Source organism: Streptomyces sp. NPDC052020, from assembly GCF_040680575.1.
In the GTDB taxonomy this organism is placed as follows: domain Bacteria; phylum Actinomycetota; class Actinomycetes; order Streptomycetales; family Streptomycetaceae; genus Streptomyces.
The window spans coordinates 1-23369 of the sequence record NZ_JBFAWY010000004.1; the positions used below are offsets into that span (position 1 = coordinate 1).

Here is a 23369-nt window from a genome sequence, read left to right on the forward strand (position 1 = left end):
GCGAGATCATCCGATGCCTCAAGCGATATGCCGCCCGCGAGGTCTTCAACCTGGTCAGACCGGTTTCCCGCGCCCCCGCGTTATAGGGGCGTCTGTGAGACGTGAGAGGGTCTGAGGCGTGAGCGAGACACCACCGAACACCCTGCAATACCGCTTTGACGGGCCAGAAGACGCTCCGGCCCTGATCTTGGGTCCCTCACTGGGTACCACATGGCACATGTGGGACCGACAGGTCCCGGAGCTGGCCAAGCAGTGGCGTGTGATCCGCTTCGACCTGCCGGGGCACGGCGGAGCCCCGGCCCATCCGGCGGGCTCCGTCGCCGAGCTGACGATCCGTCTGCTCGCCACCCTCGACGGGCTCGGCGTGCAGCGTTTCGGCTACGCGGGATGCGCGTTCGGCGGCGCGATCGGGGTGGAGCTGGCGCTGCGCCACCCCGAGCGGCTCGCCTCCCTGGCGCTGATCGCCGCCTCGCCGAGGTTCGGCACGGCCGACGAGTTCCGGCAGCGCGGCGTGGTCGTCCGGACCAACGGGCTCGACCCGATCGCCCGTACCGCTCCGGACAGATGGTTCACCGCCGGGTTCGCCGCGGCGCAGCCGGCGATCACCGAGTGGGCCGTGCAGATGGTCCGCACCACCGACCCCGGCTGCTACATCGCCGCCTGTGAGGCGCTCGCCGCGTTCGACGTCCGGGCCGAGCTGGGCCGGGTCGGCGTGCCCACCCTCGTCCTCGTCGGCTCCGACGACCAGGTCACCGGCCCCGCCGAGGCCCGCACGCTGGTCGCCGGCATCCCCGACGCCCGCCTCGCGGTCGTCCCCGGCGCCTCGCATCTGGTCCCCGTCGAGCAGCCCGCCGCCGTCACCGACCTGCTGACGACGCACTTCACCACCGCCTGGCAGCCCGTGCACGACTCCGCCACCGGGCAGACCGCGATCCCCGCGGCGCCCGTCCGCCCGGTCCTGGCCGCGACCGCGCCGCCGCAGGCCGTGCCGGTCGCGCCGGTCGCCGAGATCGCCCCGGCCGCGGTGCCGCCGCGGCCGGACCAGCGCCCGGACCCGTACGACGCGGGGCTCAAGGTGCGCCGCGAAGTGCTCGGCGAGGCGCACGTCGACGGGGCGCTGGCGGAGGCCGGCGACTTCGCCGGGGACTTCCAGGAGTTCCTCACCCGCTACACCTGGGGCGAGATCTGGAACCGGCCGGGCCTGGACCGCCGTACCCGCTCCTGCGTCGCCCTGACCGCCCTGGCCGCCGGCGGTCATCTGGAGGACCTCGCCGCCCACACCCGGGCCGCCCTGCGCAACGGGCTCACCCCGGACGAGATCAAGGAAGTGCTGCTGCAGACGGCCGTCTACTGCGGGGTGCCCGCCGCGAACCGGGCCTTCCGGGTGGCCCAGCGGGTGGTGCGGGAGGAGACCACGCCCCAGGACTGAGCCGGGGCCGGCGCGGACCGGGCCGGCCGGGCGCGCTCCGGTGGCGCGGCGGAGGCAGGATGGACCCATGACGAAGCTCATCAAGAAGTCGCACGCCTGCGTCCGTCTGGAGAAGGACGGGCAGACGCTCGTCCTGGACCCGGGCGGATTCAGCGAGGAGGACGCCGCGCTCGGCGCGGACGCGATCCTCGTCACCCACGAGCACCCCGACCACTTCGACGAGCTGCGGCTGCGCGCCGCCATGGAGATCAACCCGGCCGCGCGGATCTGGACGCTGAAGGCGGTCGCGGAGCGCATCTCCGCGGCGTTCCCGGGCCGCGTCCACACCGTCGGCCACGGCGACACCTTCACCGCCGCCGGATTCGACGTCCAGGTCCACGGCGAGCTGCACGCGGTGATCCACCCGGACATCCCGCGGATCACCAACGTCGGCTTCCTGATCGACGGCGGCAAGGTCTTCCATCCCGGCGACGCCCTCACCGTCCCCGGCCGGCCGGTGGAGACCCTGATGCTGCCGGTGATGGCCCCCTGGAACAAGATCTCCGAGGTGATCGACTACGTCCGCGAGGTCCGGCCGCGGCGTGCCTACGACATCCACGACGCCCTCCTGACCGACCTCGCCCGCCCGATCTACGACCGGCAGATCGGGCAGCTCGGCGGCGCGGAGCACCTGCGGCTGGCGCCGGGGGACAGCGCCGAGGTGTGAGCGGGACCGCGGGCGGGACGGGGCCTGACCGGGGTGTCGGTGCCGCCGGGTAGGTTGTGAGGCATGCGCATCGCCACCTGGAACGTGAACTCGATCACCGCCCGCCTGCCGAGGCTGCTGGCCTGGCTGGAGAGCAGCGGCACGGACGTGCTCTGCCTCCAGGAGGCCAAGGTCGCCGAGGAGCAGTTCCCGTTCGCCGAGCTGCGCGAGCTGGGCTACGAGGCGGCGGTCCACGCCACCGGCCGGTGGAACGGCGTCGCGGTGCTCTCCCGCGTCGGCATCGAGGACGTGGTCAAGGGCCTGCCCGGCGACCCCGGCTACGACGGCGCGCAGGAGCCCCGGGCGATCTCCGCCACCTGCGGCCCGGTCCGCGTCTGGTCGGTGTACGTGCCCAACGGCCGCGAGGTGGAGCACCCGCACTACGCGTACAAGCTCCAGTGGTTCGAGGCGCTGCGCGCGGCGGTCGCCGGCGACGCGGCGGGCAGCCGCCCGTTCGCGGTGCTGGGCGACTACAACGTGGCCCCGACCGACGACGACGTGTACGACCGCGCCGCCTTCGAGGGCTCCACCCATGTCACCCCGGCCGAGCGCGCCGCCCTGGCCGCGCTGCGCGAGACCGGCCTGTCGGACGTGGTGCCGCGCCCGCTGAAGTACGAGCACCCCTTCACGTACTGGGACTACCGCCAGCTCTGCTTCCCCAAGAACCGCGGCATGCGGATCGACCTGGTCTACGGCAACGCGCCGTTCGCGAAGGCGGTCGAGGACGCCTACGTGGACCGCGAGGAGCGCAAGGGCAAGGGCGCCTCGGACCACGCGCCGGTCGTGGTGGACCTGGACGTGTGAGGCACCCGTCCGCCCGTCACCCGGCGAGCAGACCGAGGTCCACGGAACCGGCGAGCGCCGCCAGCCCCGCGTCCCCGGGGTGCAGATGGTCGCCGCTGTCGTACGCCGGGAGCATCCGGGCCGGGTGCTCCGGGTCGCGGATCACGGCGTCGAAGTCGAGCACGGCGTCGAAGGCGTCCGTCTCCCGCAGCCACGCGTTCACCGCGGCGCGCTCCGCGTCGACGGCGGCCGTGCACCCCGCCCTGCCCCCGCAGGGCAGGACGGTCGCTCCCAGCATCCGCAGCCCCCGGGCGCGCCCCCGCTCGGCGAGCTCCCGCAGGCCGGTGATCACGCGCCGGGCGTCCGTGCCCGCCAGCAGATCGTTGACGCCCTCGAAGACCACCGCCGTGCGCACGGACGTCTGGGCGAGCACATCGCGGTCGAACCGGTTCAGGGCGCTCACCCCGGCCATGTCCGTGGACACCCCGTCGCCGGGATAGCGGTCGCCGGTGACCCGGTTGCCGGAGATGCCGTGGTTGAGCACCCCGTACCGGGGGACCGCGCGCTGCGCGAGCAGGCGCCGGGCCAGCGCGTCGGGCCACCGGCGGTTGGCGTCCGCCGTGGACCGGTCGCCGTCGGTGATCGAGTCGCCGAGCAGCACCACCGACCCGGGACCGCCGCCGACGTCCACACCGGTCAGCAGGGGCCAGCTGGTCAGGACCGAGGTGTACGGTCCGGCGGTGCCGTCCGCCGTGTGGTCGCCCGGCTCGCTGAGGTACGACCGCTGGAGCGCCTGCCGGTGCACGGGCGCCGCCGCGACGTGGCCGGGCAGATGGAAGCTCACCAGCAGATCCCGGCCGGCGGGCACCGCGAAGGGGAGCGGATCGCTGTACGCCTGCGCCCCCGCCGGGATGTCGGCGCCGCGGGCGCCGCCGAAGGACAGCGGCACCGGGGCCCGCAGCGCCGCCGCGCCCGCCCGGCGCACCGCCACGGTCGCGCGGCCGATCCGTACCGGCGCCGCGGCGAAGGTGTTGTCGAACCGCACCCGCACCCGTGGCCCGCCCGCCGAGGTGTGCACCACCAGCCGCAGCGTCCGGCCGGACCACGGACCCACCGCCGGGTACCCGGACGTCGACGTCGCCCAGGCGCCGGTCCAGCCCCGCCCGGCGTCCCGTACCGACAGCGCGAACACGTGCAGGCCGGCCGCGCGCGGCAGCCGCACCGAGGTCACCTGCCGGTTCGGCGCGAGCGGCACGGTCACGACGTACAGCCGTGCGTGCTCGGCGAGCTGCCCGGCGGGCGTGTTGACGTGCGGCAGCGCCACCGCCTTGGTGGCGAGCGGGCCGGTGCGCCAGTCGGGCGCGGTGAGCCGGTAGGCGGAGCCCGTACCGTCGGCGTACGTCACCGTCCCCGTCCCGGTCACGGCGGTGCCGGAGGTGCCCGCGACCAGGAAGGCGAGCGCGTCGCCGCGTCCGGTGACGCGGACGCGCTGCCCGGCCGCCCGCACGTTGTCCGGCCGGCCCGCCGCCTGCCGCGGCCAGCGCAGCCGGGCGCCCTGCACGGTGAGCGTGCGGCCGGGCGCCCAGCCGGCCGCGGCCAGGTCGCGCGCCGACAGGGAGGCTCCCGAGCCGTCGAAGTCGGCCTGACCCGGCCGGGCGTCATCGCTGACGGCCCTGTTGTCGAAGAGCCGCTCCAGCGGCAGCGGCCCGGCGCCGGACCCGGGCGCGGCCCGCGCGGCGGAGGCGGCCGGTACCGCGGCGGCCAGCAGGGCGAGGACGACGGCGGTACTCCGGACCCCTCGGCGCATGGACGGTCCCTTCCGGATGACGAGTGACGAGCGGACGACGCGTCACGGCACGGGCGGACGCGGCGGTCGCGGCGGCGGGCGGCGCGACGCGCGCACCGCGAACGTAGGGAAGCGGCGCCGGGCGGTCAACGCGCCATGCGCAGCCCTGGGGCCGGACGGCCGGAATCCGCCCTCCGCGTGCCTGTGGTGCGCAGCCCGGGGCCGATGCCAGTCTGGACGTATGCACATCCCCTTCCTGGGCGGCCGGCGCGAGGCACCCGCGGCGGCTCTCGACCCCGAGGGCGTCGCCGGGCTGCTCGCCGAGTGCGAGCTGCTCCGCTCCCAGGCGTCCGGGGACGGCATCCGGCTCGACGACACCGCCGCCTCCCTGGAGGCGCTCGACCAGATGGTGCCGCGCTGGCGCGACGACGAGGAGGTCCTGCCCTGGCTCGGCAACGACGCCGGGCTGTATCTGGGCACCGTGATCGTCCGCACCGTGGCCGGTGCCGCCTGGCGGATCCGGCGTGACGGCCGGCCCGTCATACGGCTCCCCTCCGGCCGTGAGACCGACGTCGTGGCCGTCGGCCGGGAGTGGGCCGCGAGCGGTGCGCCCCAGCTGTCGCAGGCGTACGCGGAGGTCGCCGAGAACTGACGCAGGCCGCTCGCGTCTGCTTCGGGATGCTCAGGAGGTGCCATGGGACGCCGGGGACGCCGGTGGCGGCAGGGGGCTGGTCGCCGCCCGGGTCACGTCGGCGACCAGCTCCACGACGTCGGGGCCGTACGCCTGGGAGTTGACGACCTTCAGCAGCAGGACGAAGGGCTCGCCGCCGTGCTCGCGGGCCAGCCGTTCGTGGTTGCGCGCCAGGTACCGGGTCGCCGCCTGGTTGGTGATCGCGCGTTGGCCGCAGAAGAGGAACACGGGACGGACTCCAGGGCCTCCGCCCGCGGTCAGCCGGGCCAGCAGGACATACTCCGTGATTCCAGGCTCCATGCGGTAGTGCTCGGTCCCGATGAGGAAGGCGGCCCGGTCCGGGCCCGGCTCCGGACCAACGGTGACGCGGACGCCCGGCAGCATGGCCGCCATGTGTGCCGCAACGCGCCGGTTCGAACCCGGGCCGCCCACGCAGAACTCGGTGCGCTCGCCGACGCCCTGGTGGACTGTGTCGTGGGTGACCACTTGGAAGTGCGCTCCGCACTCCCGGACGACCGCGGCCAGCTCCAGCAGCGCGAACACGTCGAAGCGGTGGACCGCCGGTTCGACGGCGGCCGGGTCGCGGTTGACCACGAGCAGCGACTCCCCGTTCGCCGGCAGACCGAGGAACGCCCGCTTGCGGCGGAGCTTGCGCTTCCACAAATAGGTACGGGCGGCCCAGCCCAGCGTGGCGCTGATGCCCGCCGCCAGCACGCCCAGGACGATGTCGCGCACGTCGTCGGTCATGGCCGCGCATGCTAGCGGGCGGCGACCGGGCCGTGTCCGGCGGGTCCATGACGCGGCCATGACGATGAATTAAGCTGCCCGGACGGCCTGTCACTGGAGGTGCGGATGCGTCGTCCTGTCGCACGGAATCTGGTCGCACGGAATCTGGCGGTTCTGTCGGTCTCGGCCGCCGTGGTGGTGTCGGTGGGGGCGGCGGCTCCGCCGACCGCGCGGCCACAGCCCGCCGAGAAGTCACCGGTCGCCGTCGGGTACGGCGGCGCGGTCGCGAGCGTCGACTCCGACGCCTCCGCCGCCGGCATCGAGGTACTCAGGAAGGGCGGCAACGCCGTCGACGCGGCCGTCGCCACCGCCGCCGCCCTCGGCGTCACCGAGCCCTACTCGTCCGGCATCGGCGGGGGCGGCTACTTCGTCTACTACGACGCCACGTCCCGTAAGGTCCACACCATCGACGGCCGGGAGACGGCACCCCTGACCGCCGGGAAGGACCTCTTCACCGAGAACGGCAAGCCGATCCCGTTCGCCGACGCGGTCACCAGCGGCCTCGCGGTCGGCACCCCGGGCACACCCGCGACCTGGCGGACGGCCCTGGACAAGTGGGGCAGCCGGAAGCTCGCCACCGTGCTGCGGCCCGCCGAGCGGCTGGCCCGCGACGGCTTCACGGTCGACGCCACCTTCCGCGCCCAGACCGCCGCCAACGAGGCCCGTTTCCGGTACTTCCCCGACACCGCCGAGCTGTTCCTGCCCGGCGGCGAGCTCCCGGCCGTCGGCTCCACCTTCAAGAACCCCGACCTCGCCCGCACCTACCGGGAGCTGGGCGGCAAGGGCGTGGACGTGGTCTACCGGGGCGACATCGGCGAGGACATCGTCGCCACCGTCAACAAGCCGCCCATCGACCCGGACTCCGGCTGGAACGCCCGCCCCGGCGACCTGTCCGCCAGGGATCTGGCGGCCTACCGCCCCCGGCTCCAGGCCCCCACCAAGACCTCCTACCGAGGTCTCGACGTGTACTCCATGGCGCCCTCCTCCGCCGGCGGCACCACCGTCGGCGAGGCCCTCAACATCCTGGAGCGCGGCGACCTCTCGCCGAAGCGGACGAGCCAGGCCCAATACCTGCACCGCTTCATCGAGGCCAGCCGGATCGCCTTCGCCGACCGCGGCCGCTGGGTCGGCGACCCCGCCTTCGAGGACGTACCGACCCGAGAGCTGCTCTCGCAGCGGTACGCCGACTCCCGCGCGTGCCTCATCCAGGACGACGCGGTCCTCACCAGCCCCCTCGCCCCGGGCGACCCGCGCCACCCGGCCCCGTGCCGGGGCGGCGGCACGGCGGCGCCGACGACGTACGAGGGCGAGAACACCACGCACCTGACGACGGCGGACAAGTGGGGGAACGTCGTCTCCTACACCCTCTCCATCGAGCAGACCGGCGGCAGCGGCATCACCGTGCCCGGCCGCGGCTTCCTGCTCAACAACCAGCTCACGGACTTCTCCTTCGCCCCGGCCGACCCGGCCGTGCACGACCCGAACCTGCCCGGTCCCGGCAAGCGGCCCCGGTCGTCCATCGCGCCGACGATCGTGCTCGACCGGCACGCCAGGCCGGTCGTCGCCCTCGGCTCGCCCGGTGGCGCCACCATCGTCACCACCGTGCTCCAGACCCTGACCGGATTCCTCGACCGCGGCCTGCCGCTCGCCGACGCGATCGCCGCGCCGCGCGTCAGCCAGCGCAACACGGCCCAGACCGACATGGAACCGGCCCTCCAGGGCACCGAGACGCGGCGGCGGCTGGAGGCCATCGGGCACTCCTTCAAGCCGAACCCGGAGATCGGCGCGGCGACGGGCATCCAGCGGCTGCCGGACGGCGGGTGGCTGGCCGCCGCCGAGAAGGTACGGCGCGGCGGCGGCTCGGCGATGGTGGTGCGCCCCGCCCGCTGAGCGTCACAGTTCGGGGGCGGGCGTCTGCCGCGTACGGAAGGCCAGGCGCCCGTCCTCGACGTCCACCGTCACCCGGCCGCCCTCGGCGACCCGTCCGTCCAGCAGCAGCCGGGACAGCTGGTTGTCGACCTCCCGCTGGATGGTGCGGCGCAGCGGACGGGCGCCGTACTCCGGCTGGTAGCCGTGCTCGGCGAGCCAGTCCACGGCCGCGTCGGTGAAGTCGACGGTGACGTCCTGGGCGTGCAGCAGCCGCCGGGTCTGCTCCAGCAGCAGGCTGGTGATCCGCCGCAGCTGCTCGGAGCTGAGCTGGCGGAAGACGACGATCTCGTCGATGCGGTTGAGGAACTCCGGCCGGAAGTGCTCGCGCAGCGGGCGCAGCACCCGCTCGCGCCGGGCCTCCTCGTCCGCGTCCGCGCCGCCCGGGCCGAAGCCGATGCCGGCGCCCCGACGGGTGATCACGTCGGAGCCCAGGTTGCTGGTCATCACGATGACGGTGTTGGTGAAGTCCACCGTACGGCCCTGGGAGTCGGTCAGCCGGCCGTCGTCGAGGACCTGGAGCAGGATGTTGAAGACGTCCGGGTGCGCCTTCTCCACCTCGTCCAGGAGGAGCAGCGAGTAGGGGTGGCGGCGCACCACCTCGGTGAGCTGGCCGGCCTCCTCGTGGCCGACGTAGCCGGGCGGGGCGCCGACCAGGCGGCTGACGGTGTGCCGCTCCTGGTACTCGCTCATGTCGAGGCGGACCATGCGGTCCTCGCTGCCGAACAGCGCCTCGGCCAGCGCCCGGGCGAGCTCCGTCTTGCCGACGCCGGTCGGGCCGAGGAAGAGGAAGCTGCCGATCGGCCGGTTCGGGCTGGCGAGCCCGGCGCGCGAGCGCAGTACGGCGTCGGCGACGACCCGGACGGCCTCGTCCTGGCCGACGACCCGCTCGTGCAGGTGCCGCTCCAGGCCGAGCAGCCGGTCCTTCTCCTCCTGGGTGAGGCTGCTGACCGGGATGCCGGTCTGCCGGGACACCACCTCGGCGATCGCCTCGGTGCCCACCACCAGGTTCTGCCCCTCGTCGGCCTCGCCGTCGCCGGCCGCCTGGGCGATGCGCTCCTTCAGCTCCACGATCCGGTCCCGCAGCCGGGTGGCCTGCTCGTACTGCTCGTCCGCGACCGCCTGGTCCTTGTCGCGGACCAGCTGCTCGACCTCGCGCTCCATGGCCCGCACGTCCGTGCCCTTGGTGCGGGCCCGCAGCCGCACCCGGGCGCCGGCCTGGTCGAGCAGGTCGATCGCCTTGTCCGGCAGCCGCCGGTCGGTGAGGTAGCGGTCGGACAGCTCCACCGCCGCCACCAGCGCCTCGTCGGTGTAACGGACCTGGTGGTGCGCCTCGTAGCGGTCACGCAGGCCGCGCAGGATCTCGATCGCGTCGGCGGTGGTCGGCTCGGGCACCAGGATCGGCTGGAAGCGGCGGGCCAGTGCCGCGTCCTTCTCGATGCGGCGGTACTCCTCCAGCGTGGTCGCGCCCACGATGTGCAGCTCGCCGCGGGCGAGGGCCGGCTTGAGGATGTTGCCGGCGTCCATTGACCCGCTCTCGCCGCCGCCGCCCGCGCCGACCACGGTGTGCAGCTCGTCGATGAAGATGATCAGCCGGTCGGAGTGGGCGCGGATCTCGCCCACGATGTTGTTCATCCGCTCCTCGAAGTCGCCGCGGAACCGGGTCCCGGCGACCACGCCCGTCAGGTCCAGGGCGATCACCCGGCGCCCGGCGAGCACGTCGGGCACGTCGTCGTCGGCGATGCGCTGCGCCAGCCCCTCGACGATCGCCGTCTTGCCGACGCCCGCGTCACCGATCAGCACCGGGTTGTTCTTGCCGCGGCGGGAGAGCACCTCGACCGTCTGCTCGATCTCCTCGTCCCGCCCGATCACCGGGTCGATCCGGCCCTGCCGGGCCAGGTCGGTCAGGTCGCGGCCGTACTTGTCCAGCGTCGGCGTGTTCGTCGGCTGGGGCCGTTCCGTGCGGGCCCCCGCCGACTCCGGCGCCTCGGGCGGCAGGGCGGAGGGCGCGAACCGGGCCGCGTTGAGGATGTGCCCGGCGGCCGAGTCCGGGTTGGCGGCGAGCGCGCTGAGCACATGCTCCGGCCCGATGTACCCGGTGCCGCTCGCCCGGGCCAGCTCGTGCGCGTCCAGCAGGGCGCGCTTGACGGCCGGCGTCAGGGAGAGCGAGGTGGGCGGCGGGGCCTCACCGGGGGTGTGCTGGACCGGTCCGGAGCGCTCGTCGATCTCCGACGCCAGCGAGTCCGGATCCGCGCCGGCCCGGCTGAGCAGACTCCGGGTCGGCTCCGCGGACAGCGCGGCCCGCAGCAGGTGCTCGGTGTCCAGGTCCCGGCTGCCGTGCTCGGCGGCGTACTGGGCGGCGCCGCGCACCAGCTCCCGGGCCGGCTGGCTCAGCAGCCGGCCGATGTCGATGTGCCGGGGCCGCGGTCCGCCGAAGAACCGGGCGAGGAATTCGGCGAAGGGGTCGCCCTCCGGGCTGATGAAGCCGCTGGTCATCGCTGTCCGTCCTCCGGTGTCCTCCGCTGGTCGACGTGCCGGGGCCGGGTAACCCGGTCGGGGCCCGCTCATGCCACGATGACACGTCGCCCCGCGGCGGGCATGTCCGGCGACGGCCCTGGCCGCCGCCGTCGCCGGACGTGTCCGCGCCCGGTCCTCAGCCCCCTTCGCGGGCCGTGAGCACGCGCGGTCCGTCCTCCGTGATCGCGACCGTGTGCTCCGCGTGGGCGGCGCGGGAGCCGTCGTCCGTCCGCAGGGTCCAGCCGTCCGGCGCCGCGTGGTAGCCGTCCCCGCCGCCGCCGATCACCATCGGCTCGATCGCCAGGACCATGCCGTGGCGCAGGCGGAGCCCGCGGCCCGGACGGCCCTCGTTCGGCACCGGCGGATCCTCGTGCATACGGCGGCCGATGCCATGGCCGCCGAAGCCGTCCGGGATGCCGTAACCCGCCGCCCGGCACACCGAGCCGATCGCGTGGGCGATGTCCCCGATGCGGTTGCCGGCCACGGCCGCCTCGATGCCCGCCGCGAGGGCCCGCTCGGCGGTCTCGACCAGACGGACGTCCGCCGCGCGCGGGGTGCCGGCGACGAAGCTGATCGCCGAGTCGCCGGCCCAGCCGTCCAGCTGCGCGCCGCAGTCGATGGACACCAGGTCCCCGTCGCGCAGCCGGTAGCCGTCCGGGATGCCGTGCACGATCGCGTCGTTCACCGACGCGCAGATCACCGCCGGGAAGGGGGTCGGCGCGAAGGAGGGCCGGTAGCCCAGGAACGGTGAGCGGGCGCCCGCCGCGCGCAGCACCTCCCGGGCCACCGCGTCCAGCTCCAGCAGGGAGACCCCCACGTCCGCGGCCTGCCGTACGGCGGTCAGCGCCCGCCCGACCACCTGCCCCGCCTCGTACATCGCGTCGATCGACGTATCCGTCTTCAGTTCCACCATGCCAATTACAATACCGGTATTAGAATGGGTGCCATGGTGCGCACCCCTCTCACTCCCGAAGAACGCGAACGCGGCGAGCGGCTCGGGCGGCTGCTGCGCGAGGCGCGCGGCGGCCGGAGCATGGCGGACGTCGCGGCGAGCGCGGGCATCTCCGCCGAGACCCTCCGCAAGATCGAGACCGGCCGTGCCCCGACCCCGGCCTTCTTCACGGTGGCCGCCCTCGCCCACGCCCTGGGTCTGTCGATGGACGAGCTGGCGGGGCGCTGCGCGCTCGCCGGGGTCTGACCGCGGGGTCTGACGCCGGGGCGTTCGCCGTCGGCTCGTCGCGGTGCTCGTCGGCGCCTTGTCCGTCGCCGCCTCCGTCGCGGCGTCGGTCGTCGTCTCGTCCGTCGTCGTCCCCGTCGTCGGGTCCGGGCCGGGTCCGCGGCCGCGCGGGTCGGCGGCCGCGACCGTCGGCGTGCCCGCCCGGATGCGCGGTGGCGTGCCCGTCCCGGCGCGCGGCGGAGCCCGCGCCGCGGCCGAAAACTCGCCGTAGCGGCCCTGTAACACGGCTGGTGTTCACTCCGGACCGGAGTGCTCCAGTCTGGCGGGAGTTCGGAAATGACGATGGGTCAGATCCCCGCAGCGTCGCGGGAGTTCGCTCGATGCCTCGCGGGTCTGCTGGCCCGCCTGGACCAGGGCGGCGGCTGGTGCGGAGTGTTCTGGCGGCGCGACCCCGACGGCATGCGGGCCTGTCTGGAGGGGTGGCAGGTGCCGCCCTGGGACGTGGTCGAGGCGCTGCTCCAGGACCTCGCCGCGCAGGGCGGTACCGATGCCGGCGCCGTCGCGGCCGAGGCGGCCCGTGCCCGCGCCCTGCACACCGCCGCCCTCGCCGCGCACGACGCGCTGCCGGGTGCCCGGGACTCCCTCGGCGATCAGCTGGACCTCATGCTGCGCGAGCGCCGTCACGCCGCCGAACGGCGGGCCGAGCTGAGGCGGCTGCTGGCCTCGGCCGCCACCCGTGAGGAGGCCGACGCCCTCCGAGTCGACCTGGCCTGGGCCGAGGACGACCACGCCCGCGCGAGCGCCCGGTGTGCCGAACTCCGGGCGCGCATCACCGAGTGGGAACGCCGGACACACGGCGGTCACGGCCCGCGGGAAGCCGCGGCGAGCCCGCAGCCCCCGGCCGCCGCCCCGGCGGAAGGGCGCCCCGCGCCACCGCCCGCGGCGCAAGGTGGCCTCCCCGCACCCGCCCCCGGCACCCCGGCCCGCCGCAAACGGCGGCGCGGCAGTGCCCGCTTCGCCGGTGAGGCCGCCGACGAGGTCGCTCCCGTCGCCGTACCGCCGACCGCCCTACCGGAGCCGCCCGCGCCGCGAGCCGGGACCGGGCGCACTCCGCGCGGAGCGCGGTTCGCCGGGGCGGTCGTCGAGGACGTGCCGCCGCGGGAGACGCCCGTCCGGCCGCCGGCCGAGGCCGACCGCCGGGAGGTGGCCGGAAGCGTGGCGGCGCTGGCCCGGCTGCGCGCCGAGGGCCGCAGCGGGGAGGCGCACGCCCTGCTGGCGGAGGCCGCCCGCTGGCCCGTCGTCCGCTTCCCGCTGCTCGCCGAGGAACTGGGGCGGGCCGGGCTGGGCGCCGACTGGACGACCCTGCTGTGGGAAGCGGCCTCGCTGCCCGCGGACCGGCTGGCCGACGCCGCCGACGCGCTCCGGGCTGCCGGACGCGAGGCCGACGCCGAGCGGATCCTGCGGCAGGGCGTGGCGCGGCCCGTCGCCGAGCTCGGGGAGGCCGTGCTCGGGCTGGCCGTCGCGGGCCGCCGCGGTGCGGCGCGCGCGTTGCTCGACGCGTGCGTACGCGTGCGCGGTCCGCAGGACGCGGCCGGCAGTGCCGCGCCCGATCCGGGGCGGCTCGTCCCGCTGCTGCTGGAGGCCGCCCAAGGCGTCTCGGAGGAACACCGCCGGGACGTCGCGCACGCCCTGCGCGTCGCCGGGTTCACCGTCTGACGCCGCCCGCGCGCCCCGGGCACCGGGACCCGCCGCCGCACCTCCCTGTCCGTGCCCCTCCCGGCCCCGCGCCGTCCCTCCGCGCCCCGTTCCCCCGTGCCGCGCTTCGGTCACCGCCGCCCCTCCCCACCACGCCCCATCCACCCCACCAGCCCCACCGGGCCCGTGCCCCCCCACCGCCCGCTCACCCACAGGGGTGCGAAACGCGATCGACACCCCGGCTTGACGACGATGGTCTTGGCAAGCCCGTCCGGGAGGCTTACGTTCGTCCCTCTACGGCCCGCTCTACGGGCGTAGAGGCGCTTTCGTCGCGTCGGAGGAGCAGCTCATGGCCAATGTCGTACGTGCCGCTCTGGTCCAGGCCGCCTGGACCGGCGACACCGAGTCCATGGTGGCGAAACACGAGGAGTACGCCCGCGAGGCGGCCCGGCAGGGCGCGAAGATCATCGGGTTCCAGGAAGTCTTCAACAGCCCCTACTTCTGCCAGGTCCAGGATCCGGAGCACTACCGCTGGGCCGAGCCGGTGCCCGACGGTCCGACCGTGCGCCGTATGAGCGCGCTCGCGCGGGAGACCGGCATGGTGATCGTCGCACCGGTGTTCGAGGTCGAGCAGCCGGGCTTCTACTACAACACCGCGGCCGTGATCGACGCCGACGGCACCGTCCTCGGCACCTACCGCAAACACCACATCCCGCAGGTCGAGGGCTTCTGGGAGAAGTACTACTTCCGGCCCGGCAACCTCGGCTGGCCCGTCTTCGACACCGCCGTCGGCAAGGTCGGCGTCTACATCTGCTACGACCGCCATTTCCCGGAGGGATGGCGCCAACTCGGCCTGGCCGGAGCCCAGCTGGTGTACAACCCGTCCGCCACCCACCGCGGCCTCTCCGCCCACCTGTGGCGGCTGGAACAGCCCGCGGCGGCCGTGGCCAACGAGTACTTCGTCGCCGCGATCAACCGCGTCGGACAGGAGGAGTACGGCACCAACGACTTCTACGGCACGTCGTACTTCGTCGACCCGCGCGGGCAGTTCGTCGGCGACGTGGCCAGTGACAGCAAGGAGGAGCTCGTGGTCCGCGACCTCGACTTCGCCGTGATCGACCAGGTGCGGCGGCAGTGGGCCTTCTACCGCGACCGCCGCCCCGACGCCTACGAGGGGCTGGTGCGCCCGTGACCCGCGATCTGCTGAGCCGCCACCGCGCCGTCCTGCCCGACTGGCTCGCCCTCTACTACGAGGACCCGATCGAGATCACCCACGGCGAGGGCCGCCACGTCTGGGACGCCGCCGGCAACAGGTACCTGGACTTCTTCGGCGGCATCCTCACCACCATGACCGCGCACGCCCTGCCCGAGGTGACCAAGGCGGTGAGCGAGCAGGCCGGGCGGCTCGTCCACTCCTCGACCCTCTACCTGAACCGCCCCATGGTCGAACTCGCCGAGCGCGTCGCCCAGGTGTCCGGCATCCCCGACGCCCGGGTCTTCTTCACCACCTCCGGCACCGAGGCCAATGACACCGCTCTGCTGCTGGCGACGACGTACCGGCGCAGCAACACGGTCCTCGCGATGCGCAACAGCTACCACGGCCGCTCCTTCGGCGCGGTCGGCATCACCGGCAACCGCGGCTGGTCCCCGACGTCGCTGTCCCCGCTCCAGACGCTGTACGTCCACGGCGGCGTGCGCACCCGCGGGCCCTACGCCGCGCTCGGCGACCGGGAGTTCATCGACGCCTGTGTCGCCGACCTCGTCGACCTGCTCGGCCACACCCGCCCGCCGGCCGCGCTGATCGCCGAACCCGTCCAGGGCGTCGGCGGCTTCACCTCCCCGCCGGACGGCCTGTACGCCGCCTTCCGCGAGGTGCTGCGCGACCGCGGCATCCTGTGGATCGCCGACGAGGTGCAGACCGGCTGGGGCCGCACCGGCGACCACTTCTGGGGCTGGCAGGCCCACGCCCGCAGCGGCCCGCCCGACATCGTCACCTTCGCCAAGGGCATCGGCAACGGCATGTCCATCGGCGGGGTGATCGCCCGCGCCGACATCATGAACTGTCTGGACGCCAACAGCATCTCCACCTTCGGCGGCACCCAGGTCACGATGGCGGCCGGCCTCGCCAATCTGACGTACCTGCTGGAGCACGACCTCCAGGGCAACGCCCGGCGGGTCGGCGGGCTGCTCATCGAGCGGCTGCGGTCCGTCGCCGCACAGGTGCCGCACGTGCGTGAGGTGCGCGGGCGGGGGCTGATGATCGGCATCGAGCTGACCCGGCCCGGCACCGACGAGGCGGACTGGCAGGCCACGTCCGCCGTGCTGGAGGCGGCCCGCGCGGGCGGCCTGCTCATCGGCAAGGGCGGCGGTCACGACACCAGCGCCCTGCGCATCGCCCCGCCGCTGTCCCTCACGGTCGCGGAGGCGGAAGAGGGCGCCGCGATCCTGGAGCGCGCCCTGAGAAGCATCGAGTAGCCCGGCCGCGCACGGGCGGGAACGCCCCGGCCGCCGCCCCGGCGTCCACGCCGGACCCCGGGGCGGCGGCCGCCGGCCGGGTGCCGCCGCGACCGCGCGCCGACCGCACCGACCACGGCAGGAGAGGGAGCAGCATGAGCAGCCGTACCGTCATCCGCGGTGGCCTCGTCGTCACCGCGTCCGACGAGATCCACGCCGATGTGCTGATCGAGGACGGCCGTATCGCCGCCCTCGCCGCGTCCGGCACCCCGGCCGCCGAGTCGTTCACGGCGCCGCGGGTCCTCGACGCCACCGGCAAGTACGTGATCCCGGGCGGTGTCGACGTCCACACCCACATGGAGCTGCCGTTCGGCGGCACGTTCGCCTCCGACACCTTCGAGACCGGCACCCGGGCCGCCGCCTGGGGCGGCACGACCACGATCGTCGACTTCGCGGTGCAGAGCGCCGGCCGCTCGCTGCGCGAGGGCCTGGACACCTGGCATGCCAAGGCGGAGGGCAACTGCGCGATCGACTACGGGTTCCACATGATCGTCTCCGACGTCGACGAGAACTCCCTCAAAGAGATGGATCTTCTCGTGGAGGAGGGCGTGAGCTCGTTCAAACTCTTCATGGCGTACCCGGGGGTCTTCTACTCGGACGACGGCAAGATCCTGCGCGCCATGCAGCGCGCCTCGGCCAACGGCGGGCTGATCATGATGCACGCCGAGAACGGCCTCGCCATCGACGTCCTCGTCGAGCAGGCCCTCGCCCGCGGCGAGACCGATCCCCGCCACCACGGCGAGGTACGCGAGGTGCTGCTGGAGGCGGAGGCCACGCACCGTGCCATCCAGCTTGCCCGGGTCGCCGGCGCCCCGCTGTACGTCGTGCATGTGTCGGCCGGGGAGGCGGTCGCTGAGCTGGCCGCGGCCCGGGACAAGGGTCTGCCGGTCTTCGGTGAGACGTGCCCGCAGTACCTCTTCCTGTCCGCCGACAACCTCGCCGAGCCCGGCTTCGAAGGTGCCAAGTACGTGTGCAGTACGCCGCTGAGGCCGCGCGAGCACCAGGCGGCCCTGTGGCGGGGGCTGCGGACCAACGACCTCCAGGTGGTCTCCACCGACCACTGCCCGTTCTGCTTCGCGGGCCAGAAGGAGCTGGGCCGCGGCGACTTCTCCAAGATCCCCAACGGTCTGCCGGGCGTGGAGAACCGTATGGACCTGCTCCACCAGGCGGTCGTCGACGGGCACATCGGCCGCCGCCGCTGGATCGAGATCGCCTGCGCGACCCCGGCGCGCATGTTCGGCCTGTATCCGCAGAAGGGCACGATCGCGCCCGGCGCCGACGCCGACATCGTGGTCTACGACCCGCACGCCGAGCAGGTCATCTCCGCCGAGACCCACCACATGAACGTCGATTACTCGGCGTACGAGGGCAAACGGGTCACCGGGCGCGTCGAGACCGTCCTCTCCCGCGGCGAACCGGTCATCGAAGACCGCCGCTTCGTCGGCCGGGCGGGACACGGCGTGTACACGCCGCGCTCTACCTGTCAGTACCTGAGCTAGTGCCGCGGCAGGCAGCGTTCGCCCTGTCGCGACGCCCGGCACGCTCCCCCAAGCTCTTCGAGCAGGGGGATCCCTGAGCGGTCCGGCCACACCTCGCACCCGAGCGCGCAGGGGGTTTTCGAGGCGGGGAGGATTGGCGTCGGGCCGCGTTGCGGAGAGGATCGACGCCATGGACTTCGGACTCGTTCTCCAGACCGATCCGCCGGCCGCCCGGGTCGTCAGCCTGATGAAGCGCGCCGAGCGCAACGGCTTCACCCACGGCTGGACCTTCGACTCCGCCGTACTGTGGCAGGAGCCGTTCGTGATCCACAGCCAGATCCTCGCGAACACCACCAGGCTGAGGATCGGTCCGATGGTGACCAATCCGGGCACCCGCAGCCTGGAGGTCACCGCCTCCACCTTCGCCACCCTCAACGACATGTTCGGCAACCGCACCATCTGCGGCATCGGCCGCGGCGACTCCGCGATGCGGGTCGCCGGCCGCAGCCCCACCACGCTGGTCCGCCTCCGGGAGGCGATCAGGGTCATCCGCGCCCTCGCCCGCGGCGAGGCGGCCGACCTCGGGGGTGGCACGGTCGTGAGGTTCCCGTGGGTCAGGCCGGGCGCCGAACTGCCGGTGTGGACCGCCGCGTACGGTCCCAGGGCGCTGAAGCTGACCGGCGAGGAGGCCGACGGATTCATCCTCCAGCTCGCCGACCTCTACCTGACCGAGTCCATGGTCCGGGCGGTCAGGGACGCGGCGGCCGCGGCCGGCCGGGACCCGGCCGAGGTGACCGTCTGCGTCGCCGCCCCCGCCTACGTCACCGCCGACGACTCGCCCGGCGCCCTCGCCCACGCCCGGGAGCAGTGCCGCTGGTTCGGCGGCATGGTCGGCAACCACGTCGCCGACCTCGTCGCCAGGTACGGCGCGGACGGCAGCGTCGTACCACGGGAGCTCACCGACTACGTCCGGGCGCGGCAGGGCTACGACTACGCTCACCACGGGCGCAGCGGCAACCCGGACACCCGGTTCGTGCCGGACGAGATCGTCGACCGGTTCTGCCTGATCGGGCCCGCCGAGCGGCACATCGAGAAGCTGAACGCGCTGCGCGCGCTGGGCGTCGACCAGTTCGCCCTGTACGCCATGCACGACGCGCGGGAAGCCGTGATCGACGCGTACGGGACGCGGGTGATCCCCGCCGTCAACGGCCGGGACGCCCCTCGGGGCTGAGGACGCCAGGCCGCGTGCCGCCACGTCGTACGGCTGGCGCCGGGCCGGGCGGGGCCGGGGCGGGAGACGCACGTGCGGCGGGTTCAGCCCCGCCGGACGTCCTCCAGCGCGGCCACCGCTTCCTTCGCGGCCCTGATCGCGCCCTTGTTGATCTCGTCCGTCCCGGGCGCCTTCCGGGTCTCGAAGTCGCTGCCGTTGTACGTGACGACCACCAGCGCGTTCGACGCGCGGGCGATCACCGTCCCCTCGCGGGTCTGCTGCCCGTCCTCGGTGACCAGGCCGACCACGGAGTACGCCGTGTCGCCCAGGCCGGGGACCTCGCCACCGCCGTCGTCGTCCCCGACGCGTTCCTCGTACGACGCCCGCGCCGCCTGGTCCGACTTCATGATCTCGAAGGAGACGTCGAGCCAGCGGTAGTCGTATCCCTGGAGCGCGTTCCACGAGCAGGTGCGGCGCTCGCGCGTGTCCGTGGACGGTATCTCCTTTCCCGCCTTCCTCGCCCCCGGGACGAGCGAGGTGATCGTCTTCGCGGTCAGAGCGGCGCACGGGTCCGGAGCGGACGCGTACGTCGTCGGCACCGCCTGCGTCGACGGGGCCGAGGGGGCGGACAGGGAGGAGGAAGCGGAGGACCGGTTGCCGGTCTCGGGGGCGGCCTGGTGGCCGGCGGCGGAGGTCGTGGCGGCCGGGCCGGACGACAAAGCCCAGCCGGCCGTGGCGAGCACGGCGACCGGGGCCAGGCGCGCGGTCAGGGCCAACGGCAGGGGGAGAGAACGCACGGCGCACTTCTCTTGGGGACGGTGCGGAGGCTGTCCGCACTGCGGACGGGGACGACAGTCTCACACGAGTCCCGGTGGGGCGGAAGTGCCCTCTCGCTGTGTGCGGGCGCGGTGACAGCGGGCGCCCCGATGCGGGGCCGGCCCCCCGTGCGCGCGGACGGCGGGCCCGGGGCGGACCGGGCCCGCCGCGGGCCTCAGGGCACCAGGGTTCGCCGCCGGCTCAGGGCGCCTGGGCCCGCTGCCGGCTCAGGGCACCCGGGCCGTCCACGCGGGCGAGGAGAACTTGGCGCGCGCCAGTTCCCGGGCCCGGGACAGCTCCTCGTCCGTCACCTTGCCCCGGGTCAGCCCGTACCGGCCGCGGAAGGAGTCGATCATCCGCTCGATGACGGCCTCGCGGGGCAGCCCGGTCTGCCGGCGCAGCGGATCCACCCGCTTCTTCGCGCTTCCGACGCCCTTGTCGGACAGCTTCTCCCGGCCGATGCGCAGCACGTCCAGCATCTTGTCGGCGTCGATGTCGTACGACATCGTCACGTGGTGCAGCACGGCACCGGGGCCGCCGTCCGGCCCCACGATCCGCTTCTGCGCGGCCCCCGCGATCTTGCCCTGGTCGGTGGCGATGTCGTTCAGCGGCTGGTACCAGGCCCGGATCCCCATGTCGCCGAGCGCGCCCAGCACCCAGTCGTCGAGGTAGGCGTAGCTGTCCTGGAAGGACAGGCCCTGCACCAGCGCCCCGGGCACGGACAGCGAGTACGTGATCGTGTTGCCCGGTTCCACGAACATCGCGCCGCCGCCGGAGATCCGGCGGACGACCTCCACGCCGTGGCGTGCGGCGCCGTCGGCGTCGACCTCGTTGCGCAGCGACTGGAAGCTGCCGATGATCACGGCGGGGGCGCCCCATTCCCACACGCGCAGCGTGGGCGGTCGCCGCCCCGCCGCGACCTCGCCGGTGAGGACCTCGTCCAGCGCCATGTGCAGGGCCGGGGACTGCGGGCCCTCGTGGATGAGCTGCCAGCCGTAGTCGGTCCAGTCCGTGGCGTGCGCCAGGGCACGGCGCACGGCGATGCCGACGCCCTCCGAGGTCAGCCCGTACATCACGGTCCCCTCGGGAAGCGCCGCGTCGATCCGGGCGGCCAGGCCGGCCGCGTCGGTGTCCGCCGGGGAGCCCTCCAGGGCGCGGTTCACGGCGTCGAGCGCCTCGTCCGGTTCGAGGAAGAAATCGCCCGCCACGCGCACGTCGCGCAGCACACCGTCCTCGGCCTCCACGTCCACGACGACCAGCTTGCCGCCGGGGACCTTGTACTCACCGTGCACCCGACCGTCTCTCCGTTCCCAGTCCTGCGTCCGAGCGCGCCATCGCGTTCGGACGCGTGCGTCATCGACCGGTTTCTCCTCGGCGGTCGACGTCGTCACCGGTCAACGCCGGACCAGGGCGGATGATTCCCGACATGTCGCTCGCGGGGCGGGTCACCACTGGCCCTTCGCCACGAGATAGGCGAGGCCGATGAGCCCGGCCAGGGTCAGGGCCGGGACCGCCAGCGTCTTCGCCGTCGCGGTCAGGGCGTTGGCGGCGCCCGCCGAGCGGGCCGCGTAGCGCTCGGCTCTCGCGCGCAGTTCGTGCCGGGCGAACCCGCCGAGGACCAGGGCGGCCACCGAGGTGATCAGGCAGACGACGAGCGGCGAGAGCATCCCGACGGCCTCCACATGGGTCTGGAGCTCGCTTCCGGGCCCCGCGGCGACCCGGTCCTTCACGGCCCGCACCGCCCGCACCGCGGCCATGACCAGAGTGATGACCGAGGCGATGGCGGCGCCCAGCGCGGTGGTCGCGAGGACGGGGGAGAGGGCGGACCCGCGCCGGGGAGGGGGCGGTGGGGGAGGAGGAGGCGGAGGCGGGGGCGGCGTGGGCACGACCCGGACCTCCCGCGGGGACGGCTCATGACCGGGCGGCGGGGACTCGCGGCCGCCCGCGGCGGAGGGGGTCTCCTCGCGCCCCGGTCCCACCACCGCCTCGACGTGGATCACCGCGTCCGCGGCGACCCCCTTCAGCGCGATGTCACCGCTCAGGCGCCCCTCGACCGACGGGTCCACGGTGACGTCCAGGCCCTCGGCCGTTTCCTCCACCCGCAGCCAGCCGTGCGTGGCGTGGGCCACGCAGCAGCGTGCCAGGGGCGGGCCGGCCAGGGTCACGGTCCGGTGCCGCGGGGGTGAGCCCCGAGGCACCGGGCCGAAGTCCAGGCGGGCCGGGGAGGGCTGGAGGCGGACCTCGCGCAGGGCGCTGCTCGCCTCGTCCGCGATCTGCCGGATGTCGTTGCGCGCGACCTCCTCCAGTGCCTGACGTGCCCCTTCGGCGATGGGGAGGGACTCGTTCCGCAGCCGGGAGCGCAGCTCGGCGACGGCGCCCAGCCGGGCGAAGGCGTTCCTGCTGCCGAGCGCGCTCTTGACGGAGGGCGGGAGACCGACGGGAACGATCCTGATCCGGCGGTGCTTGCTGTGCGCCAGATGCAGGTCTCCCTGCATCTCGACGGTCTTGCTCGGCGTCTGGTTCGGGTTCTGCTCCCGTACGTGGTCGAAGACGTAGTCGTACAGGTCGTCCAGGGAGACGACGCCGTCCAGGTCGAGATCGGCCTCGCCGGTCCTCAGGCCCTCCACCACCGCATGGGTGAACACCGACGGCCGGGGCTGCGCGTTCTCGGCGAGATCGGGGCCCTCGAAGGCGTACTCCATGGAGTTGGACGCCGTGATGACCGCCCAGCCGCGCCCGCTGGGCGGCTTCTCGGCCTGGAAGGTCTCGAGGACGTTCACGTCCCCGGAGGCGCGCACGGAGGACGACCCCTTGGAAAAGGCGCCGCCGTAGCAGCAGTCGAGGAACAGTACGGTGCAGCCGGCCCGCGTGCGCGCCATGCAGCCGCGCACGAACTGGGCGGGGACCGCCGTGGCGTCCAGGAGCCGGGGCTCGGTGTCGCTGGCGGCGAAGTACAGCTCGCCGGACTCGCTCTTGAGCCCGTGGCAGGAGAAGTGCACCACCAGCGTGTCGTCGCGCCGGCGGTCGTTGAAGAAGCCCTGGATACGGCGGCGGATGACGTGGGCCGGTTCGTTGCGTACGACCTCGACCTCGAAGTCGCCGATCTCCGGATCGTGCAGGACCTCGGCGAGGGAGGTGGCGTCCTGCGCGGGCGCCCGCAGCTTCTTCAGCCCCTGCTCGTCGTAGCGGTCGTTGGCGATGATCAGCGCATGCCGTGACGGGGTCATGGCGGGGCTCCCGCCGCGGAGTGCCTGCGCACGAACATGTCGAAGGCCTCGGTGACCTGCTCGTCCGTGGCCTCCGAGAGCTCCAGGGTGTCGTCGCCCAGCGTCAGGCGCAGCGACGGGCGCGCCTCGTGGCACCGGCCCAGCCAGGACCGGATGACGGTCACCACCTGGCTGAGGGCGGTGGCCGAGCTGCCCAGGCCCACCAGCAGAGATCCGATCATGGCGACGTCCACGGCCCGCGCTCCGGGCGGGACGTCCTCACCGGGGGCGGCCGAGACCTCCTCCACGTCCGTGGCGAGCAATTCCTCCCGCAGGTAGGCGGTGCGCTCCGCCACGCGTTCGGCGTCCGCTCCCTCCTCGGAGAGGAGGATCACCAAGGTGTTGTCGTTCTCCACCGGCTCAGCCCCTTCGATGGTCCCAGGGGCGGCGCGGAGCGGATCGTGGGTGGCTCCACGTCGGGTCCTTACAGTCTCCGCCCCCCGGTGGCGGGGTGGCAAATCATCCCGGCCCCGGATGCGGCGGAGCGTGCGCGGGGCCGGGCCCCGCCCGGGCGCCACCCCCGCCCGGTCCCGGGGAGCCGGGCACGAAC

At 74.1% G+C, this 23369-nt stretch carries 19 protein-coding genes; 11 read left to right on the plus strand and 8 right to left on the minus strand.

Annotation, left to right across the window (positions count from 1 at the left end; all coding sequences use genetic code 11):
- The first annotated feature begins 118 nt into the window (after positions 1–118).
- The 3 genes from AB0L74_RS04700 to AB0L74_RS04710 all read left to right on the plus strand — a co-directional run bounded on the left by AB0L74_RS04700 (position 119) and on the right by AB0L74_RS04710 (position 2978).
- Positions 119–1429, plus strand: coding sequence for an alpha/beta fold hydrolase (locus AB0L74_RS04700; RefSeq protein WP_365645568.1), 1311 nt, complete (start codon positions 119–121; stop codon positions 1427–1429).
- A gap of 67 nt (positions 1430–1496) precedes the next feature.
- Positions 1497–2135 (plus strand): MBL fold metallo-hydrolase, encoded by a 639-nt coding sequence (locus AB0L74_RS04705; protein WP_365645570.1) that lies wholly within the window; start codon positions 1497–1499, stop codon positions 2133–2135.
- Between the two features lie 63 nt (positions 2136–2198).
- Positions 2199–2978, plus strand: a complete 780-nt coding sequence (locus tag AB0L74_RS04710) for an exodeoxyribonuclease III (RefSeq protein ID WP_365645572.1) — start codon at positions 2199–2201, stop codon at positions 2976–2978.
- 16 nt (positions 2979–2994) lie between these two features.
- Here the strand turns inward: AB0L74_RS04710 and AB0L74_RS04715 are convergent, their stop codons facing one another.
- Positions 2995–4764, minus strand: a complete 1770-nt coding sequence (locus tag AB0L74_RS04715; protein WP_365645574.1) for an SGNH/GDSL hydrolase family protein — start codon at positions 4762–4764, stop codon at positions 2995–2997.
- A 220-nt stretch (positions 4765–4984) separates the two neighbouring features.
- Here AB0L74_RS04715 and AB0L74_RS04720 point away from each other — a divergent pair, with 220 nt between their 5' ends.
- The gene (locus AB0L74_RS04720; protein WP_365645575.1) at positions 4985–5395 is read left to right on the plus strand and encodes a DUF6278 family protein; all 411 of its coding nucleotides are present in this window, start codon (positions 4985–4987) and stop codon (positions 5393–5395) included.
- A 30-nt stretch (positions 5396–5425) separates the two neighbouring features.
- On the opposite strand, the gene AB0L74_RS04725 is transcribed toward AB0L74_RS04720, so the two are convergent.
- Entirely contained in the window at positions 5426–6181 is a 756-nt protein-coding gene (locus tag AB0L74_RS04725) for a hypothetical protein (protein ID WP_365645577.1), read from the minus strand.
- 105 nt (positions 6182–6286) lie between these two features.
- Between AB0L74_RS04725 and ggt the strand changes: the two genes are divergently transcribed.
- Complete coding sequence (gene ggt / locus AB0L74_RS04730; RefSeq protein WP_365645579.1) at positions 6287–8110, plus strand: gamma-glutamyltransferase; 1824 nt, start codon at positions 6287–6289, stop codon at positions 8108–8110.
- Between the two features lie 3 nt (positions 8111–8113).
- On the opposite strand, the gene AB0L74_RS04735 is transcribed toward ggt, so the two are convergent.
- Positions 8114–10642: an ATP-dependent Clp protease ATP-binding subunit gene (locus AB0L74_RS04735; RefSeq protein ID WP_365645581.1), complete on the minus strand. Its 2529-nt coding sequence runs from the start codon at positions 10640–10642 to the stop codon at positions 8114–8116.
- A gap of 157 nt (positions 10643–10799) precedes the next feature.
- Positions 10800–11576 carry a type I methionyl aminopeptidase gene (gene map, locus AB0L74_RS04740; protein ID WP_365645583.1) on the minus strand — a complete coding sequence of 259 codons (777 nt, stop codon included), beginning with the start codon at positions 11574–11576 and terminating at the stop codon, positions 10800–10802.
- 33 nt (positions 11577–11609) lie between these two features.
- On the opposite strand from map, the gene AB0L74_RS04745 reads away from it, so the two are divergent.
- The 6 genes from AB0L74_RS04745 (at position 11610) to AB0L74_RS04770 (ending at position 18758) form a co-directional block, all read left to right on the plus strand.
- Positions 11610–11861 carry a helix-turn-helix transcriptional regulator gene (locus tag AB0L74_RS04745; RefSeq protein ID WP_358782940.1) on the plus strand — a complete coding sequence of 84 codons (252 nt, stop codon included), beginning with the start codon at positions 11610–11612 and terminating at the stop codon, positions 11859–11861.
- Positions 11862–12176: 315 nt separating this feature from the next.
- Positions 12177–13556, plus strand: a complete 1380-nt coding sequence (locus AB0L74_RS04750; protein ID WP_365645586.1) for a hypothetical protein — start codon at positions 12177–12179, stop codon at positions 13554–13556.
- Positions 13557–13884: 328 nt separating this feature from the next.
- Positions 13885–14727 (plus strand): nitrilase-related carbon-nitrogen hydrolase, encoded by an 843-nt coding sequence (locus AB0L74_RS04755; RefSeq protein ID WP_365645588.1) that lies wholly within the window; start codon positions 13885–13887, stop codon positions 14725–14727.
- Positions 14724–16010 (plus strand): aspartate aminotransferase family protein, encoded by a 1287-nt coding sequence (locus AB0L74_RS04760; RefSeq protein WP_365645590.1) that lies wholly within the window; start codon positions 14724–14726, stop codon positions 16008–16010. Before AB0L74_RS04755 ends, AB0L74_RS04760 begins: the two co-directional genes overlap by 4 nt.
- A 134-nt stretch (positions 16011–16144) precedes the next feature.
- Positions 16145–17548, plus strand: a complete 1404-nt coding sequence (gene hydA / locus AB0L74_RS04765) for a dihydropyrimidinase (protein WP_365645592.1) — start codon at positions 16145–16147, stop codon at positions 17546–17548.
- Between the two features lie 169 nt (positions 17549–17717).
- A complete protein-coding gene (locus AB0L74_RS04770; protein WP_365645594.1) occupies positions 17718–18758 on the plus strand; it encodes a TIGR03842 family LLM class F420-dependent oxidoreductase in 1041 nt (346 codons plus the stop codon).
- Between the two features lie 83 nt (positions 18759–18841).
- Here AB0L74_RS04770 and AB0L74_RS04775 read toward each other — a convergent pair whose 3' ends face one another.
- The 4 genes from AB0L74_RS04775 to AB0L74_RS04790 form a co-directional block, all read right to left on the minus strand.
- Positions 18842–19534 (minus strand): hypothetical protein, encoded by a 693-nt coding sequence (locus AB0L74_RS04775; RefSeq protein WP_365645596.1) that lies wholly within the window; start codon positions 19532–19534, stop codon positions 18842–18844.
- A 246-nt stretch (positions 19535–19780) separates the two neighbouring features.
- On the minus strand, positions 19781–20845 hold the full coding sequence (locus AB0L74_RS04780) for a biotin/lipoate A/B protein ligase family protein (RefSeq protein WP_365645598.1): 1065 nt from the start codon (positions 20843–20845) through the stop codon (positions 19781–19783).
- A 153-nt stretch (positions 20846–20998) separates the two neighbouring features.
- Positions 20999–22780 carry a caspase family protein gene (locus AB0L74_RS04785; RefSeq protein WP_365645600.1) on the minus strand — a complete coding sequence of 594 codons (1782 nt, stop codon included), beginning with the start codon at positions 22778–22780 and terminating at the stop codon, positions 20999–21001.
- On the minus strand, positions 22777–23175 hold the full coding sequence (locus AB0L74_RS04790) for a hypothetical protein (RefSeq protein WP_365645602.1): 399 nt from the start codon (positions 23173–23175) through the stop codon (positions 22777–22779). Before AB0L74_RS04790 ends, AB0L74_RS04785 begins: the two co-directional genes overlap by 4 nt.
- Between the last annotated feature and the right edge of the window lie 194 nt (positions 23176–23369).

Bases quoted from the DNA above. Each gene is read 5' to 3' on its own strand.
- AB0L74_RS04705 (WP_365645570.1), top strand. From the start codon at position 1,497: ATGACGAAGCTCATCAAGAAGTCGCACGCCTGCGTCCGTCTGGAGAAG.
- AB0L74_RS04710 (WP_365645572.1), top strand. From the start codon at position 2,199: ATGCGCATCGCCACCTGGAACGTGAACTCGATCACCGCCCGCCTGCCG.
- AB0L74_RS04715 (WP_365645574.1), bottom strand. From the start codon at position 4,764: ATGCGCCGAGGGGTCCGGAGTACCGCCGTCGTCCTCGCCCTGCTGGCC.
- AB0L74_RS04720 (WP_365645575.1), top strand. From the start codon at position 4,985: ATGCACATCCCCTTCCTGGGCGGCCGGCGCGAGGCACCCGCGGCGGCT.
- AB0L74_RS04725 (WP_365645577.1), bottom strand. From the start codon at position 6,181: ATGACCGACGACGTGCGCGACATCGTCCTGGGCGTGCTGGCGGCGGGC.
- ggt (WP_365645579.1), top strand. From the start codon at position 6,287: ATGCGTCGTCCTGTCGCACGGAATCTGGTCGCACGGAATCTGGCGGTT.
- AB0L74_RS04735 (WP_365645581.1), bottom strand. From the start codon at position 10,642: ATGACCAGCGGCTTCATCAGCCCGGAGGGCGACCCCTTCGCCGAATTC.
- map (WP_365645583.1), bottom strand. From the start codon at position 11,576: ATGGTGGAACTGAAGACGGATACGTCGATCGACGCGATGTACGAGGCG.
- AB0L74_RS04745 (WP_358782940.1), top strand. From the start codon at position 11,610: ATGGTGCGCACCCCTCTCACTCCCGAAGAACGCGAACGCGGCGAGCGG.
- AB0L74_RS04750 (WP_365645586.1), top strand. From the start codon at position 12,177: ATGACGATGGGTCAGATCCCCGCAGCGTCGCGGGAGTTCGCTCGATGC.
- AB0L74_RS04755 (WP_365645588.1), top strand. From the start codon at position 13,885: ATGGCCAATGTCGTACGTGCCGCTCTGGTCCAGGCCGCCTGGACCGGC.
- hydA (WP_365645592.1), top strand. From the start codon at position 16,145: ATGAGCAGCCGTACCGTCATCCGCGGTGGCCTCGTCGTCACCGCGTCC.
- AB0L74_RS04770 (WP_365645594.1), top strand. From the start codon at position 17,718: ATGGACTTCGGACTCGTTCTCCAGACCGATCCGCCGGCCGCCCGGGTC.
- AB0L74_RS04785 (WP_365645600.1), bottom strand. From the start codon at position 22,780: ATGACCCCGTCACGGCATGCGCTGATCATCGCCAACGACCGCTACGAC.